15 protein-coding genes are annotated in these 17864 nt (G+C 44.4%); 10 read left to right on the forward strand and 5 right to left on the reverse strand.

Annotated elements, in window-relative coordinates:
* The gene (locus DES40_RS03720) at positions 1 to 669 is read right to left on the reverse strand and encodes a RibD family protein (protein ID WP_121099204.1); all 669 of its coding nucleotides are present in this window, start codon (positions 667 to 669) and stop codon (positions 1 to 3) included.
* A gap of 3 nt (positions 670 to 672) precedes the next feature.
* Positions 673 to 1167, reverse strand: a complete 495-nt coding sequence (gene nrdR / locus DES40_RS03725) for a transcriptional regulator NrdR (RefSeq protein ID WP_121099205.1) — start codon at positions 1165 to 1167, stop codon at positions 673 to 675.
* Positions 1168 to 1255: 88 nt separating this feature from the next.
* Here nrdR and DES40_RS03730 point away from each other — a divergent pair, with 88 nt between their 5' ends.
* Positions 1256 to 1687: a PaaI family thioesterase gene (locus DES40_RS03730; protein ID WP_121099206.1), complete on the forward strand. Its 432-nt coding sequence runs from the start codon at positions 1256 to 1258 to the stop codon at positions 1685 to 1687.
* A 150-nt stretch (positions 1688 to 1837) separates the two neighbouring features.
* On the opposite strand, the gene glyA is transcribed toward DES40_RS03730, so the two are convergent.
* Both glyA and hemA read right to left on the reverse strand, forming a co-directional pair.
* Positions 1838 to 3142, reverse strand: a complete 1305-nt coding sequence (gene glyA / locus DES40_RS03735; protein ID WP_121099207.1) for a serine hydroxymethyltransferase — start codon at positions 3140 to 3142, stop codon at positions 1838 to 1840.
* 352 nt (positions 3143 to 3494) lie between these two features.
* The gene (hemA, locus tag DES40_RS03745; protein ID WP_121099209.1) at positions 3495 to 4721 is read right to left on the reverse strand and encodes a 5-aminolevulinate synthase; all 1227 of its coding nucleotides are present in this window, start codon (positions 4719 to 4721) and stop codon (positions 3495 to 3497) included.
* Positions 4722 to 4848: 127 nt separating this feature from the next.
* Between hemA and hemB the strand changes: the two genes are divergently transcribed.
* Entirely contained in the window at positions 4849 to 5841 is a 993-nt protein-coding gene (gene hemB, locus DES40_RS03750) for a porphobilinogen synthase (RefSeq protein WP_121099210.1), read from the forward strand.
* On the opposite strand, the gene DES40_RS03755 is transcribed toward hemB, so the two are convergent.
* Positions 5838 to 6713: an NAD(P)-dependent oxidoreductase gene (locus DES40_RS03755; RefSeq protein WP_121099211.1), complete on the reverse strand. Its 876-nt coding sequence runs from the start codon at positions 6711 to 6713 to the stop codon at positions 5838 to 5840. The genes hemB and DES40_RS03755 overlap by 4 nt on opposite strands.
* 113 nt (positions 6714 to 6826) lie before the next feature.
* On the opposite strand from DES40_RS03755, the gene DES40_RS03760 reads away from it, so the two are divergent.
* The 8 genes from DES40_RS03760 to DES40_RS03795 all read left to right on the forward strand — a co-directional run bounded on the left by DES40_RS03760 (position 6827) and on the right by DES40_RS03795 (position 17670).
* Positions 6827 to 8671: an SLC13 family permease gene (locus tag DES40_RS03760; protein ID WP_233345395.1), complete on the forward strand. Its 1845-nt coding sequence runs from the start codon at positions 6827 to 6829 to the stop codon at positions 8669 to 8671.
* Positions 8672 to 8698: 27 nt separating this feature from the next.
* Complete coding sequence (locus tag DES40_RS03765; RefSeq protein ID WP_121099212.1) at positions 8699 to 9430, forward strand: arginyltransferase; 732 nt, start codon at positions 8699 to 8701, stop codon at positions 9428 to 9430.
* A 64-nt stretch (positions 9431 to 9494) separates the two neighbouring features.
* Complete coding sequence (locus tag DES40_RS03770) at positions 9495 to 10643, forward strand: TRAP transporter substrate-binding protein (RefSeq protein WP_121099213.1); 1149 nt, start codon at positions 9495 to 9497, stop codon at positions 10641 to 10643.
* A 3-nt stretch (positions 10644 to 10646) separates the two neighbouring features.
* Positions 10647 to 11360: a TRAP transporter small permease subunit gene (locus DES40_RS03775; RefSeq protein WP_147405845.1), complete on the forward strand. Its 714-nt coding sequence runs from the start codon at positions 10647 to 10649 to the stop codon at positions 11358 to 11360.
* On the forward strand, positions 11357 to 12937 hold the full coding sequence (locus DES40_RS03780; protein WP_121099215.1) for a TRAP transporter large permease: 1581 nt from the start codon (positions 11357 to 11359) through the stop codon (positions 12935 to 12937). The genes DES40_RS03775 and DES40_RS03780 overlap by 4 nt, the downstream gene beginning before the upstream one ends.
* 111 nt (positions 12938 to 13048) lie before the next feature.
* Positions 13049 to 13612 (forward strand): LemA family protein, encoded by a 564-nt coding sequence (locus DES40_RS03785; RefSeq protein ID WP_121099216.1) that lies wholly within the window; start codon positions 13049 to 13051, stop codon positions 13610 to 13612.
* A gap of 56 nt (positions 13613 to 13668) precedes the next feature.
* On the forward strand, positions 13669 to 14697 hold the full coding sequence (locus DES40_RS03790) for a M48 family metallopeptidase (protein WP_121099217.1): 1029 nt from the start codon (positions 13669 to 13671) through the stop codon (positions 14695 to 14697).
* 99 nt (positions 14698 to 14796) lie between these two features.
* Positions 14797 to 17670 (forward strand): M16 family metallopeptidase, encoded by a 2874-nt coding sequence (locus tag DES40_RS03795; RefSeq protein ID WP_121099218.1) that lies wholly within the window; start codon positions 14797 to 14799, stop codon positions 17668 to 17670.
* Positions 17671 to 17864 lie beyond the last annotated feature (194 nt).

Raw genomic sequence — 17864 nt, forward strand, 5'->3', positions numbered from 1 at the left:
TTATATATTTGGTTTTACTTGGTATCTTTCCCATATATCGACACCAATCTCTTGAACGTCAATTCTGTCAAAGCGGTAAATATTACTGATGTGCTCTAAAGCTAAGTTTCCAATAGCAGGACGACCTTCGGCTCCCAGCACAACGGGGGCCCGGAACCACTCAATCGTATCGACGAGGTTGTGCCGAATAAAACTCGCCGCTAAAGTCCCTCCTCCCTCCAGCAATACAGTCTGTAAACCTAAATTTTTCAACAAACTCAGCGCTAACTTCACATCGAGCCCTGCTTCAGATTTCGCTACAGGTAGAACTTGCACATGTAACGATTTTAACGCCATTGCAGAGACAGTTGTTTCCGCCCCTTCACTGCAAAAGACTGTGACTGGATTCGTGCGGGCTGTTTGGGCTAAATTTGACTCAGGAGACAGCCGTACTTGGCTGTCAAAAATAACGCGGTGTGGATTTTTTCGTCCTTCGAGGCGCGTGGTAAGTTGAGGGTTGTCTAATACTGCAGTGTTAGACCCCACAGCAATGGCATCATGCTCTGCTCTTAATAAGCGTCCTTGTCGGCGAGCCGCCTCGCCCGTAATCCATTCAGACTGCCCATTCGCAAGCGCAATCTTACCATCAAGAGACGTCGCTAACTTGAGTGTAACTAAAGGGCGTTTCAAACCTTATTCGTCCTCGATGTTTGATATCTGCGTAGCACCGCTCGCAATCTGAAGGTTTTCTTTTTCAATAAAGCTTTCAAAGTCTTGAGTCGCTCGGAAGTCTTTGTAAACAGAAGCATATCGCACATAGGCAACACTATCGAGCGTAGATAGTCCCTCCATCACAAGCTGCCCGATCTCGTCTGATGTAACATCAGCTTGCCCCATACTTTCGAGGCGCCGTACAACACCGCTAATCATCTGCTCAACACGTTCGGCTTCAACGGGACGCTTTTGCAAAGCAATCATAACAGATCGCGCTAATTTATCCCGGTCAAAAGGTGTACGCCGACCAGATTTCTTAATCACTGTCAGTGCTCGTAATTGAACTCTTTCAAACGTGGTGAAACGACCTCCACATTGTGCGCAGAGACGGCGACGCCTAACAGCAGAATTATCTTCAGCTTGTCGACTATCTTTGACTTGGGTCTCTTCAGAGGAACAAAATGGGCATCGCATGCATGCGGATTAACACAGTTCCATGACAACTGAAACACTGTAAAATTGCAGACAATTCGTTCAAATGTAAGAAAAAGATGAAAACTATATGAGCCAATTGACAATTGATGAACTAAATAATTTCTTTTCAGAGAACTTTGCTGTCAGGCCTAAACCTTGGCCCGTCTTCACCGAAGTCAAAGAAGGCTTTGCCATAATGGAAATGGAAGCAGGTCCCGCCCAACTTAGACAAGGCGGGTTCATCAATGGCCCAACACAAATGGCCGTTGCTGATCAGGCCGCCTATGCGGCTATTTTTACAAAAGTTGGATCTGTGCCTATGGCCATGACATCAAACCTAAATATAGATTTCTTACGCCCCTGCATTGGAAAAAAACTGATCGCTGAAGCCGAAATCATTAAATTGGGGCGGAGCCTCGCTGTCATTTCAGTGTTAATCCGAGGTGGCAGCAGCAATAAAATTGCTAGCCGCGCTACGGTTACATATGTTTTACCAAAACTACGTCAGAGAGAACACTAAGTTTAGCCACAGAGCACATTATTACGCATCTCTGAACGAATTGTGAAACTGACTGCCTTCTCATAAGAGTAAATAAGCCCGTATAGGCAGTCACAAGAGAGAAATGACTCAAAAAGTCTGTAACTTTAAACCTAGAGTTACGCACTCATCCTAGCCATAGATTGGAAAGCGCGCCGTCAAAGCCTTTACTCTCTCACGAACAGAAGCTTCAACCTCTGCATTGCCTTTCGGGTTTTCAGCTAATGCATCTAAAACCTCGGCCATCAACAAACCGATTTCACGGAACTCCGCAACACCAAAACCACGTGTAGTTCCTGCTGGCGAACCAACGCGAATACCTGAAGTGATCGTAAACTTCTCCTTGTCAAACGGAATGCCATTTTTGTTGCAAGTGATATAAGCCCGCCCCAATGCTTTTTCAGCAGCATTACCCTTAACGCCTTTTGGCGACAAATCGATTAATGCCAAATGAGTGTCAGTTCCGCCTGTAATGACCGCATATCCGCTTTCCACAAGCGCTGATGCCATTGCCCGACAATTATCGATTACAGCTTGGCTATAAGCTTTAAACTCCGGCCTTAAAGCATCGCCGAAAGCGACCGCTTTGCCAGCGATTACATGCATTAAAGGCCCACCTTGCAAGCCAGGAAAAATAGCCGAGTTAAACTTTTTGGCCAATTTCTCATCATTCGTAAGTATCATGCCACCACGAGGGCCACGAAGAGTCTTATGTGTTGTTGTCGTTGCTACATGAGCGTGCGGAAAGGGCGACGGATGTGTTCCGCCTGCGACTAACCCAGCAAAATGGGCCATATCGACATGAAGGTAAGCCCCGACCTTATCTGCGATCTCACGAAAACGTACGAAATCCACTTGGCGTGAATAGGCTGAACCACCACAAATTATGAGTTGCGGTTTATGCTCTAGGGCAAGGGCCTCAACTTGGTCATAATCAATCAAGTGTGTGTCTTCACGAACGCCATAAGTAACCGCATTAAACCACTTACCCGACATGTTTGGAGGCGCGCCATGAGTTAGATGCCCACCAGACGCTAAATCCATACCCAATATAGTATCACCAGGCTTTAGAAGCGCCAAGAAAACCCCTTGATTCGCTTGTGATCCAGAATTTGGCTGTACATTAGCGAAATCACATCCAAAAAGCTCACAAGCCCTATCAATCGCGAGTTGTTCAGCCACATCTACGTACTGACATCCGCCATAATAGCGTTTACCCGGATAACCTTCTGCATATTTGTTCGTCAGGACAGAGCCTTGAGCTTCTAACACAGCTTTTGAAACTATGTTTTCGGACGCAATCAGTTCAATTTCATGCTGTTGACGCTCTAACTCGTCTTGCATGCTTTTATACAAGTCAGGGTCACGGTCCTTTAAGCTTTCCGAGAAATAATTGGAAAGATGGGCTGAAGCTTGGTCGTTCGTGACGTTTGACATTCTCGGTCTCCAAAATGATTGACCGCTCTTAGCTTTGACACTTAAGTTGCGCAACGCTTTGGTAGAATTTTTTAGGGATTAAAGGCCAAATATGTTGTTTTCACGCAAATTAATATTCGCGGTTAAAATTGGTATACTCTTATGTGGCTTTGCCTACTGTATAGCATCTATCTCCGACTTCATCAGATTCGCCTCCGAATTAGGCCACCAAGGCCTTAAGCCCTACATTATGGTTTTAGCGAAAGAACTAGCTTACGGCTTAAGTTTCACAGCCACAGCTGTTATGATAGAGCTGTTAGAACGGCTTGCTTACCATATTGTCCCAAAGGAAAAGTCGCGCCGATTGTAACAGCTAAGCGACTTTTTCACGCTTAAGTTCGAATTCTTCCCATACGACCTCTAAAGCGCTCATTAACTCATCCATCATCTCATCAGTGTGGAGTGGTCCCGGTGTAAATCTAAGGCGCTCTTCACCACGAGGTACGGTTGGGTAATTAATAGGCTGGGCGTAAATACCGAATTCTTCGATTAACTTATCTGAGATTGCTTGGCATTTCACAGGATCTCCAACCATCAATGGCACAATATGTGTTGGCCCATCAACAAAATCATATCCAGCCTGACGAAGTCTGGCTTTCAACATTTTCGCTCGTTCATGCAGGCTTTCACGCTTTTCAGGGGTCAATTTTAAAACTTTGACACTACGAAGAGCGCCGGCAGCTGTGCTCGGCGGAATAGAGGTGGTAAAGATAAAGCCAGAGGCCATAGAGCGAATAGCGTCAATGATAATTTCATCCGCAGCCACATACCCGCCAATCATTCCGTATGCCTTAGCCAGTGTTCCCTGAATGATATCAACACGATGGGCGAGGTTTCTCTCCTCAGTTACCCCCCCACCAGTCTCGCCATACATACCAACAGCATGAACCTCATCAATATATGTCAGAGCGTTATACTTGTCCGCTAGATCACAAATTTCTTCAATCGGCGCGATATCAGCATCCATTGAATAAACGCTCTCAAAGGCAATCATCTTAGGTTGGTCAAGAGGAACCGATTTAAGCTTCGCTTCGAGGTCCGCTAGATTATTATGTGCAAAGATTACCTTTTGGCATCGTGCACGTTGAATTCCCGAAATCATAGACGCGTGATTTTTTTCGTCTGAGAAAATAACAAGGTTAGGTAAAATTTTGCTCATCACACCTAGTGTAGCTTCATTGGCCACGTAACCAGACGTCAAGACCAGAGCTTTTTGTTTCTTGTGTAATTGAGCCAACTCTGACTCAAGCTGAACATGATAACGTGTCGTGCCAGATATATTTCGTGTGCCGCCTGAGCCAGTCCCAGCTGTATCTACAGCAGACTTCACAGCCTCAACGATACACTCCATCTGACCCATGCCTAGGTAATCATTGGAGCACCAAACAGTTATTTCTTTTTCTTCAAGTCCTTCGCGAAACCAAGTCGCCTTTGGGAACTCACCCTTTTTACGGCGAATATCTCGAAAGATACGATATCTTCCTTCATCACGTACATTTTGTACAGCATCTGCGAAATACTGTTTGTAGTCCTTGGACATAGTCCTGTCTCCGTTTCGACATCTTTTACGGAATAATTACACGAATTGCTATAATTAAAGCAGACTGTTATGTCGCAGGCCTAATAAGGTATCAATTGCTAAAGTTTCGAAAAACAAGGGTTTTCACATGAGACAATTCCCAAATGCGCGATTACGCCGCACGAGACAACATGATTGGATAAGACGATTAGTTCGTGAGAATCAACCAAGTGTGAATGATTTAATATGGACTATGGTTATTACGGACTCTCATGAGCTCCAAACACCAGTCCCAAGTCTTCCTAATGTTTCGCGCCTCAATATTGATGCTTTGATTGAACATGCCAAAGAGGCTGCAGACCTTGGCATACCGGCCATAGCCTTATTTCCTCATATCGACCCCAAACTCAAAGACCCTACGGCCAAGGAAAGCTTGAATGTTGACGGCCTTGTACCACGAGCCGTGGCCGCCATAAAAGCTGAAGTTCCAAATTTAGGCGTCATAGTAGACGTTGCTTTAGACCCGTATACTGATCACGGGCACGATGGTTTGATGCAGGGTGAAATAATTGAAAATGATAGTACGTTAGAGGTCCTCGCTGAAACAGCATCTATACTTGCAAAAGCTGGTGCAGATATTGTTGCGCCATCAGACATGATGGATGGCCGAATTGGCGCTGTACGTAAGGCATTAAATTCAAGTGGTATCAGCAATGTTCCAATAATGTCATACGCCGCAAAATATGCTTCAGGATTTTACGGCCCGTATCGTAACGCGATAGGCACGAATGCTGCACTAAAAGGTGATAAAAGAACCTATCAAATGGACCCGTTGAATCGTGACGAGGCTCTGCACGAGGTTGCGCTCGACATAACTGAAGGTGCAGATATGGTCATGGTTAAACCTGGCCTTCCCTATTTAGATATCATTCGCGACATAAAAAATGAGTTTTCTATGCCGACCTTTGCATTTCAGGTCAGCGGTGAATATGCCATGATTAAAGCCGCTGGGGCCAATGGCTGGATTGATGAGCACAAAGTTATGATGGAAACCTTGGGCAGCTTTAAGCGTGCTGGCTGTGATGGTGTCCTGACATATTTTGCTAGAGATATAGCTAAATCGCTTCATAAAGGCTCTTAATCTTTAAGAGCCTTTATCAGAGACGACGTATCCCATCGTCCCCCACCCATCTCTTGAACGACTTTATATCGTGATTGAACATCTTGAACTAAAGGTAAGTCTATATTGTTCTCACTCGCAGTCTCTAGAACAATGCCAAGGTCTTTTCGCATCCAATCAACGGCAAATCCAAAATCAAACTCATCACGCGACATAGTAATGGCCCGATTATCCATTTGCCAGCTTTGCGCAGCACCCTTTCCTATGGCCTTCAAAACTGTTTCCATATCCAAACCCATTTCAGTCGCAAAATGAACGCCTTCTGACAGACCTTGCAGAACACCAGCGATACAAATTTGATTTATCATTTTAGCCATTTGCCCCGAACCGCTTGGCCCAATCAACGTCATCGCCTTGGCATAAGCACTCATAACTGGCATCGCTTTTTCAAAGGCGTCTTTATTCCCTCCGCACATAATACTGAGCTGTCCATTAACCGCGCCAGCCTCCCCCCCAGATATCGGCGCGTCAATAAACTCCAGTTTACGCTCTGCCGCTTTCGCATAGCATTCCTGAGCGCATTTAGAAGACGCGGTGGTATGATCGATAATTATAGCGTCTGGCTTGGCAGCGACTAAAACGAATTCCATGACATCAAAGACATCTTTATCCTGCCCAACACATAAGAACACAAAATCAGCACCATCGACACAACCATCAATTGAATCAAAAGCCTTTCCCTTATACGTTTCTGACCAATTCAAAGCCTTGAGTTTTGTACGGTTCCAGACTCTAACTTCATGACCCGCCGCCACCAAATGCCCTGCCATAGGGTGTCCCATAACTCCTAAACCTAGAAACGCACATTTTGCCATGGTTAACTTTCCTAATATATCAAGATGAAAAATATGTTTTATTTGATTATCTTTATATTTTATCCTTGCTTTCTAAGGGCTAGTCTTTTCATGTAAAGCCGTGACACCTCATAGAAAAATATTGTTTCCTCATGACTGCGTTTAGTCTTTTATCATCGCCAATGATGCCCATGATCGCTACATTTGTGATCGTTTCGATTGCAGTGTTTCTCTATGTACGTGAGACTTACTCAATTGAAGTTGTATCCGTAGGGGTCATTGTCACGCTACTCTTATTCTTTTCAATACCAAACCTTAACTTAGTACTCCCTCTTGGAAATTCAGAACTCTTATCAGGGTTCGCGGCACCGGCCCTTATCGCAATCATGGCATTATTAGTGGTAGGACAAGGCTTGTTTCAGACAGGCGCTTTAGAAGGCCCCATTAATACCATTAATAAAGCCCTGACAACTGACCCTCGCAAAACACTGTTAATTGTATTTATTGGCGCTTTTTCGGTCTCTATGTTCATGAATAACACGCCTGTAGTCGTCATGTTCATTCCAATATTGGCGGCGATGGCCTCTCGTGTAAAGACGTCCACGTCCCGTTATATGATGCCGCTTTCCTTCTTGTGTATCTTAGCAGGCATGACGACATTGATAGGGTCTTCTACCAACCTCCTTGTTAATGACGTCCTGCAACGGACAACCGACTTCTCACTTTCCTTTTTCACTCAACTTGTGCCGGGACTAGTTCTCGCTGGAATTGGTGCGTTGTATATTATTCTTGCAGCGCCTTTCTTACTCCCTGAACGAAAAAACATGGAAAATGAACTCACCGATACGGGCCGGCAATATATTGCTCAAATCCAAGTCACACCGGAGCACCCTCTTGTGGGGGTATCGCCCGTTGCGGGCCTTTATACGAAGCTGAAAAATGTGACAGTACGTATGATACAGCGGGGAGAGCAATCCTATTTACCCCCCTTTGATGAGACATTGCAAGCAGGCGACGTTCTTATCGTTGCGGCTACTCGTCAATCACTTTCAAAATTACTGTCTTCGCAACCAGAATATTTACGGGGAATGTTAAACATCACAGGGTTTGATGATGGCGAAAGAGAAACAGATAGCCAAGAATCGATTGTGATAAGTGAGGCCGTAATTGCGCCTGGCTCTCGTATGATAGGCCGCAATATTGAACAAATTGGTTTTAGGCGGCAAACTAAATGTCTGGTCTTAGGTATACAAAGACGCTCCCGTATGATTCGTACAAGGATGCTGGATATCAGGCTAGAAGCTGGTGATGTCTTACTCGTTTTTGGCTATGATAAAGATGTGCGCGGGCTACGTAATAACCGTGATGTTCTTCTGTTGGATTGGTCCAGAACTGAGCTCCCAGATATCAGAAAGTCTATAACCGCGCGGTGCATATTTTTCGCAACAATTGCCCTTGCTGCTTTTGGCATTCTTCCTATCGAAACCTCTGCATTAACAGGTGCATTAGCAATGATACTAACGGGCTGTTTGAACATCAGGCAGGCCATTCGCGCCTTAGACATGCGAATATTTTTATTAATTGGCGCAGCTTTTGCTATGGGTTTAGCCCTTGAAGCAACAGGCGGCGCAAATTTCATAGCTCAAGGCGTCGTTGCAACGTTTATGCCTTATGGAAATCAAATTCTCATATCAGCTATTTTCCTTATAGTCGCTTTACTGACAAACGTTATAAGTAATAGTGCGACGGCCCTGTTATTCTCCCCTATCGCTTTGTCCGTAAGTGCTCAAACTGGAATCGACCCAATAGCAATGGTGTTGACGGTAATCTTCGCAGCAAATTGCTGCTTCGCTACACCGATAGCCTACCAAACTAACCTACTCGTTATGGGGCCCGGTCATTACAAATTCTCAGACTTTGCAAGATTCGGCGCGCCACTTATTCTTATTCTTTGGATCAGCTTTAGTTTATTATCGCCAGTGTTTTTTGAATTGTAAAATAAACCCAGCTTCCTAAAATAAATTATGAGCCACGTTTTTGACCCAAATCGATTACAATTTTACCTAACAATACCTGGGCCGTGCCCTTACTTACCAGGTCGTATTGAGAGAAAAATTTTTACTCAACTGGACCCTCTCGACGGACCTCATCTAAACAATTACCTGACACATGCAGGCTTTCGGCGTTCTCAAAATGTAATATATCGCCCAGCATGCGAGAGTTGTCGTGAGTGTCGATCTCTTAGAGTTGATGTTATCGGATTTGAAACACGCAAACGTTTCCGCAGAATCAAAAATAGAAACAATGACCTGTCACGTGAAATCAAAGGTCCAATCGCGACCAAAGAACAATTCAACTTGCTGAAACAATATCTAACGACACGCCACATACATGGCGGCATGGCCGATATGGACTTTGCGCGTTACGAAATGATGGTGGAGGACTGTGCATCAGAGACGGAGATTGTAGAATATAGATTGACAGATGGACACCTAGTTGCGGCAATTCTTATTGACCGTTTAATGGATGGTCATTCTCTCGTTTACAGCTTTTTTGACACTCAAGAATCTAAGCGCTCTTTAGGGCTGTTAATGATATTAGATCAAATTGAACGCTGTAAGACCCTTAACTTCCCCTATCTCTATTTGGGCTACTGGGTACCGGGCAGTACAAAGATGGATTACAAATCAGATTTTCAACCTTGTGAAGTGTTAAGTCACAGAGGGTGGATACCCCTTGACAAAACGGGGTACTAACAAACAAGAAGAGACTAAATAATAAAACGGCTTTAAAACAAGTCTTGACGGGGAACGTCTAGTAATGAAACGCAGAGATATACTTCTCGGCTCTGGAGCCGTTGCAATCGGCGCCGGAACATTAGGGGCCCTGACGAAAACAACGTCACCTAAACCGGAATCATCTTCAAATAAGTCCGCCCTTGCCTCTCCTTCTCTTTCTAAGAACCGTAGACAGCTTAGACTCGCAACATCATGGCCTAAAGATTTTCCTGGTCTAGGCATAATGCCTGTAAACCTAGCCAAAGCCGTTTACGACATGACGGACGGCCGATTAGATATAAAAGTCTATGCTGCGGGGGAATTAGTAGGTGCTCTAGAATGTTTCGGAGCGACCTCTACTGGGGCGGCTGATATGTACCACGCTGCTGAATATTACTGGCAGGGTAAGTCTAAGGGATTTAATTTCTTCACAGCAGTTCCCATGGGAATGACGGCAACTGAAATTATGGGATGGATTGACCACGGTGGAGGACAAGAGCTTTGGGATGACCTATCTGGGCAGTTCAACATTCAAGCTTTCCAAGCTGGGAATTCAGGCCACCAAACAGGTGGTTGGTTTAAAAAAGAGATACAGTCAATTGAAGATTTCAAAGGCTTGAAAATTCGTATGCCCGGATTGGGCGGTGACATTATACGAGAACTTGGTGGCGCTGCTGTAAACCTGCCAGGCGGCGAAATATATCAAGCCTTACAATCTGGCGCCATAGACGCGACAGAATGGGTCGGACCATGGAATGACCTTGCATTCGGGTTTTACCGAGAAGCGCCCTATTACTACGCGCCTGGGTTTCACGAACCCGGCGCCTCTTTATCTCTAGGTATTAACAAAGATGTTTGGAACAGTTTTACCCCTTCTGACCAAGCCATAATACGATATGCCTGTCGCAGTGTGAATGACATCAGTTTAGGTGAATATAATTTTCGGAACGCAGTTGCGCTTGAAACTTTAAAAAGTGAACACGGGATAGAACCTCGAATACTGCCAGACAATGTCTTAGCCACCATTGGGGCTGCCAGTGAAGATGTATTATCAGGATTGGCTCAAGCCGATCGCAAGACTGCCAATATCTATCAAAGCTTTGTCAAAAATCTGAAACTGCAAAGGGCTTGGACAGAACTTGGGGATGGGGCCTTTATTCGCGCCCGAACTCTAGCACAGGGCACAAAATGATGCTTGGCTATATTTTCTGATATGGACAATGCTGTTTTAGACATAATTGGTCGCGCCATTCAATTTATAGGCTGGGCGTTTATACCGTTACTCTTCTTACCTTTTTTTGTACTTTTATTTAAAAAACTGACGACGTTCTCCTGTCTTTTAGTGCAATTAATTGAATTGTTTATGACCTCTCTAGGAGAAGCCATAAAGTGGGTTATGCCGTCTATGGTTATAACGGTCGCCTTATCTGTATTTGCTCTTTCAATTTACGGCATCTCGTCGATCTGGTGGGATGAATTAGCCATCTATTTACATGCATTAGGAATTTGCATTGGTGTTGCACCAACCTATCTCGCAGGACAGCACGTAAAAGTCGATATTGTCTATGAACGCCTCAACCAAAAATCGCGAGCGCTTGTTGAGTTTTGTGGTTTTTACCTACTTCTAATGCCTGTTTCTTTAGCTGTGATATGGCGTTCCCAGAGTTTTATCAGTTTTGCCTGGCAAAGCTTTGAGGGCTCAACCAACGGAAATGGTATACAAGGCATCTTCGTATTAAAATCCGCCTTATCAGCCATGTTTATTCTACTCTTAGCGCAAGGGTTATCATCTGCACTTCGTGCAACACTTATTTTAATCAGTCATAACCCTGCAACTGCGTCTCCGCAGGCTCAAAAATCATTTATGGAGCGTTTTGAAAATAATAAGAAGGCGGAGCAAACTCTATGAGCCTGCCAGAATTACTAGCTCTACTCATGTTTGTGTTTGCGTGCGGCGCTTTAATGGCAGGCTATAGTGTCGCGTTTACATTGGCTGGTACCTCACTCATTTTCTCCGCAATAGGTATAGTGATCGGGCAATTTGACATTGTTTTCTTACTTTCTCTACCCGGACGTATATTTCCGATATTAACCCGTGAAATTTTATTAGCGGTTCCCCTCTTTGTATTTATGGGAGTCATGCTTGAGAAATCTAAAATTGCCGAAGACTTACTTGAAAGCATGGGTGAATTACTCGGGCCGTTACGTGGCGGCATGGGTGTATCTGTGATTGCCGTTGGTGCCCTCCTAGCTGCCTCAACAGGTATAGTAGGAGCAACGGTTGTAACAATGGGGCTGATATCCCTCCCGACCTTATTACGCCGAGGCTATGACCCTGCCCTTGCCTCTGGAGCCATAGCCGCATCTGGAACACTGGGACAAATTATTCCCCCATCAATAGTTCTCGTCATTTTAGGGGATCAAATTTCTAATGCTTACCAAGAAGCGCAGCGTAGCCATGGCCTCGAAGCGACAGGTGTCGTTTCAGTTGGAGATTTATTTGCTGGAGCTTTACTTCCCGGCCTAATCCTTGTGGCTTTATATGCCCTATACATAGTGTACATTGCAATTAAATCACCAACTCGCGCGCCAGCATATAGGACTGAAAGCATCGATTTAAAGCAGGCCTTTCTTCGTTCTATAAAATCTATGATTCCACCAATTGGACTTATTTTTGCTGTCTTAGGATCTATTTTATCAGGATATGCCACGCCAACCAGGGGGGCAGCCCTAGGAGCAATTGGGGCCGTTTTATTAGCGGCTTATAAAACCACTGACAGACTATTTATAAAGCGCGTCATAGTAATTGGAAGCGTCGCCCTTTTATTGCTCATCGGGATGGACTTATTTGGACTGGACTTAAGACTTAACATATTTAATCGAAGTTCAATTTTAGAATTAGCCCTTTATCTTTCATTTGTATTAGCCACCCTAGGTTTCATCGGAATGCTAACGGCTTTTTCAACGCTTCAGGGGAAAAAACACCTTTCAACCGTGTCTCTGTCAACCCTTCACATTACATGCATGGTGTTTTTAATACTTATTTGCGCGACCATATTTAGCCTCGTATTTCGAGGGTTTGGCGGTGATGAGATGGTTGCTCATTGGCTCTCAAACGCACCTGGAGGTGTTTGGGGCGCTTTTGCACTTGTAATGCTAGTAATGTTTTTGTTGGGTTTTTTCCTAGATTTTATAGAGATAACATTTGTTGTTGTCCCCCTCGTAGCGCCGCCATTACTAGCAGCAGGTATTGACCCGATTTGGCTAGGGGTCGTGATGGCCTTAAATTTACAAACTAGCTTTCTTACGCCGCCTTTTGGATTTGCTCTATTTTATTTACGCGGTGTGGCCCCATCTGCAGTTAAAACAACTGAAATCTATAGAGGCGTTTTACCATTTATTGCCATCCAAATTTGCGTTATCCTACTGGTCCTTAGTTTCCCAAAGATTGTGACGGCCCTACCCCATTATTTTTATGGGAACTGAACGTCAATGATACTAATTCCCCTCTTGCCACAGACATAATTTATCGGCACATTCAGACTTATAGGGATTTTAGGTTTGATTTCTAATCGGCCACATTTATTGGGAAATGACATGACTACTCTTTTCGTTATTATTGGTATCATCGTCGTCATCGGCGCCATTATTGTTGGTATATACAACCGATTGGTCGCATTGAGACAAACAACAAACCAAGCTTGGTCTGATATCGAAGTTCAGCTTAAGCAACGTCAAGATCTTGTCCCTCAACTTGTAAGCACAGTAAAAGGTTATGCGTCTCATGAAAAAGAGACTTTTGAGGAAGTTGTGCAGGCCCGCAGTGCGGCGGTTAACGCAAATTCTGTCAAAGGACAAGCGCAAGCCGAAGGCATGTTAAGCGCTGCACTAGGTAAATTATTTGCACTTGCGGAGGCTTACCCCGAGCTCAAAGCCAATACAAATTTCTTACAACTACAAGATCAACTCTCTGACGTTGAAAACAAAATTGCAGCTTCACGCCGTTTCTATAACAATGCAGTCCAAGAATATAATACAGGGCGTGAACAATTTCCTGCTGTTCTGATAGCTGGCCCATTCGGGTTTAAAGAGCGTGACTTCTTTGAGTCACCAGAAGGACGCGTAGCACTTCAAACACCTCCCGTTGTTGATTTCAGCTAGGCAGAGTTTCTGTGCTTCGAGCCTACGGCTTAAAAACACATATTTGGAATAATAACATGCGCAGCATTTTGTTGCTCATGTTTTTCCCAATCCTATTACTTTGCCTTGCCTATGCTCTACTCCTACTTTGGATAGGCTTTACCTCAAACCATGGCATTTCAGAGGGACTATCATTTGCATTAGAAACCATCCCCACGATGGCGCCAATCACGCTTGCTGTCTCAGGCGCATGGTTTTGCGTAGCCTTTTTCTCTCATCAAGCTTTGATAGATATGGCAACTAAGGCACGTTCACTCAGTATAAATGAAGAACCGCGGGCCTACCGTTTACTAGAAAACCTCTCAATTTCCCGCGGCGAAACTATGCCCAAATTGAAGGTTATAGAGACTCCAGTACTAAATGCTTATGCAAGCGGCATTAGAGAAAAAAATTACACAGTCACTTTGACACGTGGGCTCTTAAACACACTTGATGATGAAGAACTAGAAGCTGTTATTGCGCATGAACTTTCTCACATTAGGAACAAAGATGTTCGTATGATGATTATAGCCGTTATATTCGTAGGAATTTTTGCATTCGTAGGTGAGAGTGTCGTTCGCGGAGTATTTCGTACAAATCTACCTCGCTCTAGCAATCACCGGCGTAGTGGCGGTGGGAATGCCGGAGCCTTAATTCTTTTCGCACTGGCTATTATTGCTGTGACCTACCTTATAGCCATATTGATACGGTTTTCCCTTTCAAGGAAGCGTGAATTTTTAGCAGATGCAGGCGCTATAGAGCTCACAAAAAATCCAGATGCCATGATCCGTGTTTTGCAGAAACTTTCAGGAAATGCAGAGCTTCGTAACGTACCCGATGAAATAAGAGAAATGGCCCTACACAACCCACGGGTAGGACTAGCGGGGGCCTTCGCGACCCATCCTCCGATTGAAAAACGAATCGAAGCAATCGTCAAATTTGCGGGCGGCCATATTGGAACGAAAAGCCGACCTACCCCCAGTAATGCGGAAAACTTCTCTCGTTCAGCTTTGAAAAGAGAAAAATCATCACAAAAAGTTACGAATCCGTGGAAACGTAACCCGTAGATTTCCTCCCGCACCAATGATAACACGGCTTAGATACATTTCGGGAGACATTTAAAAGTGACATTTTTCAATACTAAACCACTGCTCGCTAGCGCCGCGATGGCACTCGCACTCACAGCTTGCCAGGCCGCTGAAAACAAATCAGACACTGGCGTCACGAATACGGAATCCATAGCAAATATGGATTTACCCGCAGGCGTTACTTTGATTGAAACTGTCCAAGGAAGTGACTCTGGAGAGGTAGTAATTCCTTATTCAAAGTTCAGACTTGATAACGGGCTTACAGTCGTCCTTCACCAAGATAAGTCTGACCCACTAGTCCATGTTGATGTTACATATCATGTTGGTTCAGGCCGTGAGGAACCTGGGCGGTCAGGTTTTGCACACTTTTTTGAGCATATGCAATTCCAAGGTTCAGAAAACGTTGCCGATGAAGAGCACTTTAAAATTATTACCGAAGCAGGTGGTACTTTAAACGGCACGACCAATTCAGACCGAACAAATTATTTTGAAACCGTTCCAAGTAACCAACTTGAAAAAATGTTATGGCTGGAAGCGGATCGGATGGGCTTTTTCCTTGATGCTGTCACTCAGGAAAAATTTGAAGTTCAGCGTGAAACAGTAAAAAATGAAAGAGGGCAAAGCTATGACAACCGTCCGTATGGTCTTTTATGGGAACGCGTCGGGGAGGCTCTCTATCCCGAAGGACACCCATATAGCTGGTCAACAATTGGTTATCTAGAGGATCTAGATCGCGCCGATTTAAACGACTTGAAGAAATTTTTCATGAATTGGTACGGACCGAATAATGCGGTTATTACGATTGGTGGAGATTTTAACACGGTACAAACACTTGAATGGGTAAAAACCTATTTTGGTACTATTCCAGCAGGCCCAGAACATGATGCCCCGGTCTATGAAGAAATAACATTAGACGCAGACCGCTATATTTCTCTTGAAGACAATGTGCAGTTACCCCTCCTCTATATGGCATGGCCGACTGTACACGCCAATCACCCTGATGAGGCCCCTCTTGATGTTCTTGCAAACATTATGGGGCAAGGACAAACCTCACTTCTCTATAAAAACTTGCAAAAGCCAGGACTTGCTGTGCAAGCTTCAGCAGGTCATAGCTGCCGAGAAATAAGCTGTAGTTTTACAATGCTTGCTTTGGCAAATCCTGGCCGTGTTCAAAAGCTTTCAGACCTAGAATCCACAATTCGGGAATCACTCGTAGAATTTGAAGGTCGCGGCGTGCTTGATGATGACTTAACACGTGTAAAGGCCAGTATTGTCTCTGGCTTAATTTATGGACTTGAAAGCGTCTCTGGCAAAGTTTCGCAACTCGCGGCTTATGAAACATTTCGCGATAACCCCAATGGTATCGGCGATGATATTGCTCGATATGAAGGCGTAACAAAAGAAGATGTTACGCGGGTATACGATAAGTATATTAAAAATAATCCTGCCGTTATCATGAGCATTGTCCCAAAAGGAAAGCCTGAGATGATTGCCAATGCCGATACATGGCAGCGCTATGAGCGCACAATACCGGATTTTTCGGGCGAAGCGGAACAAACATGGTCACGCCCAGAAGACCCTGAAGGATTAGATAGAAGCATTGTACCAGCCTCTGGCCCAAACCCAACGATTAAAGTCCCCGATACTTATACGTTCTCAGTCGGTGATGACATTGAAGTGTTAGGTGCTAGAAACACTGAAGTTCCAACAACAACTATCAGTCTACGCATAAAAGCGGGTCAAAGTCATGAGACATTAGACAAACTCGGTCTTGCAAGTTTGACAGCGGGCCTCATGAGTGAGGCCACGACTGAACGTACAGCTGAAGAGCTTTCTAACGAACTCGATAAGCTTGGTTCTTCAGTATCATTTTCTGCTGGTGACACCTTTACTACCATGAGAATACGTACGCTGACTGAAAACCTTGATGATACGATAGCAATTGCTATGGAAAAATTGTTAAAGCCTAAATTTGATCCAGAGGACTTTGCTCGAGATAAAGCGAATCAAATTCAAAATATTAAAGCGGGTAAAAAGGAAGCAAGCCAAACAGCCAGTAACTTATTCAATATTATGATGTATGGGACTGACAACCCAACAGCATATTCTAATGACGGCACGGAAGCCTCAGTAGAAGCTATTACTTTAGAAGATGTAAAAGCTTTCTATGCGGCGCATTACTCCCCTAAGATTGCTTCTGTAATAGCAGTTAGCGACTTAGACAAAACCGCTATGGAAAAGGCTCTTTCTCCCCTTTCTGATTGGAAGGGCCCAGATGTGGCCTCATCTGAAATCAAGGACTTCCCGCAATTAGACACTGGAACACTCTATTTCGTAGACAAACCAAACGCAGCACAGAGTGAAATCCGTGTTGGGAAGCGAGCTTTGCCTTATGACGCTACTGGAGAATATTACCGTAGCGGATTAATGAACTACCCTCTGGGTGGAGCATTTAATAGTCGTATCAATCTGAACCTACGTGAAGATAAAGGGTATACTTACGGTGCAAGATCTTTCTTCAACGGTGATGAAAAATCTGGATGGTTCCGTGCGAGTGCTGGTGTAAGAGCGGACTCTACAGCAGCTTCTATTGTTGAATTTGCAAAAGAAATACAACTTTATCAACAAAGCGGTATCACCGAAGACGAATTAAAGTTCACAAAATCAGCCATTGGTCAACGTGATGCTCGCGCCTACGAAACCCCTAGTCAGAAGCTTGGTTTCCTCTCTCGGATGGCGACCTATGATTTGAAGCCTAGCTATATTGATGAGCAAGCCGACATCCTTGCGAATATGACGAAATCAGAAATCGACGAATTAGCCGCTAAGCACCTTCAACTCGGAGAGATGATTATGGTGGTTGTTGGCGACAAAGCTGAAGTCTACGATGATGTCGTTGCTCTAGGCTATAAAGTTGTCGAGATTGATGCCGACGGCAACCCCATCAAATAAATTCTAATAACTGTTTGAAACATGAAAAAGCCCCGATTGCTCGGGGCTTTTTTGTGTCTTAATGACAGTTACCTTGCATCCTATAATTCAAGGGACTCTATTCTAAACTTCGTCTGGTAGAGTCGACTTTATCGAATACGATCTTTTGTTAAATAATGGACATTGAATTGCACGTCGCCCCCAATGTCACACGC

The organism is Litorimonas taeanensis, from assembly GCF_003634015.1.
GTDB classification, from domain to species: Bacteria; Pseudomonadota; Alphaproteobacteria; order Caulobacterales; family Maricaulaceae; genus Litorimonas; species Litorimonas taeanensis.

What these genes read in the sequence shown, in the direction of transcription:
- DES40_RS03780 (WP_121099215.1), top strand. Translation starts at nt 11,357, where the DNA reads ATGAGCCTGCCAGAATTACTAGCTCTACTCATGTTTGTGTTTGCGTGC.
- glyA (WP_121099207.1), bottom strand. Translation starts at nt 3,142, where the DNA reads ATGTCAAACGTCACGAACGACCAAGCTTCAGCCCATCTTTCCAATTAT.
- DES40_RS03770 (WP_121099213.1), top strand. Translation starts at nt 9,495, where the DNA reads ATGAAACGCAGAGATATACTTCTCGGCTCTGGAGCCGTTGCAATCGGC.
- hemB (WP_121099210.1), top strand. Translation starts at nt 4,849, where the DNA reads ATGAGACAATTCCCAAATGCGCGATTACGCCGCACGAGACAACATGAT.
- nrdR (WP_121099205.1), bottom strand. Translation starts at nt 1,167, where the DNA reads ATGCGATGCCCATTTTGTTCCTCTGAAGAGACCCAAGTCAAAGATAGT.
- DES40_RS03730 (WP_121099206.1), top strand. Translation starts at nt 1,256, where the DNA reads ATGAGCCAATTGACAATTGATGAACTAAATAATTTCTTTTCAGAGAAC.
- DES40_RS03785 (WP_121099216.1), top strand. Translation starts at nt 13,049, where the DNA reads ATGACTACTCTTTTCGTTATTATTGGTATCATCGTCGTCATCGGCGCC.
- DES40_RS03790 (WP_121099217.1), top strand. Translation starts at nt 13,669, where the DNA reads ATGCGCAGCATTTTGTTGCTCATGTTTTTCCCAATCCTATTACTTTGC.
- hemA (WP_121099209.1), bottom strand. Translation starts at nt 4,721, where the DNA reads ATGTCCAAGGACTACAAACAGTATTTCGCAGATGCTGTACAAAATGTA.
- DES40_RS03765 (WP_121099212.1), top strand. Translation starts at nt 8,699, where the DNA reads ATGAGCCACGTTTTTGACCCAAATCGATTACAATTTTACCTAACAATA.
- DES40_RS03795 (WP_121099218.1), top strand. Translation starts at nt 14,797, where the DNA reads ATGGCACTCGCACTCACAGCTTGCCAGGCCGCTGAAAACAAATCAGAC.
- DES40_RS03760 (WP_233345395.1), top strand. Translation starts at nt 6,827, where the DNA reads ATGACTGCGTTTAGTCTTTTATCATCGCCAATGATGCCCATGATCGCT.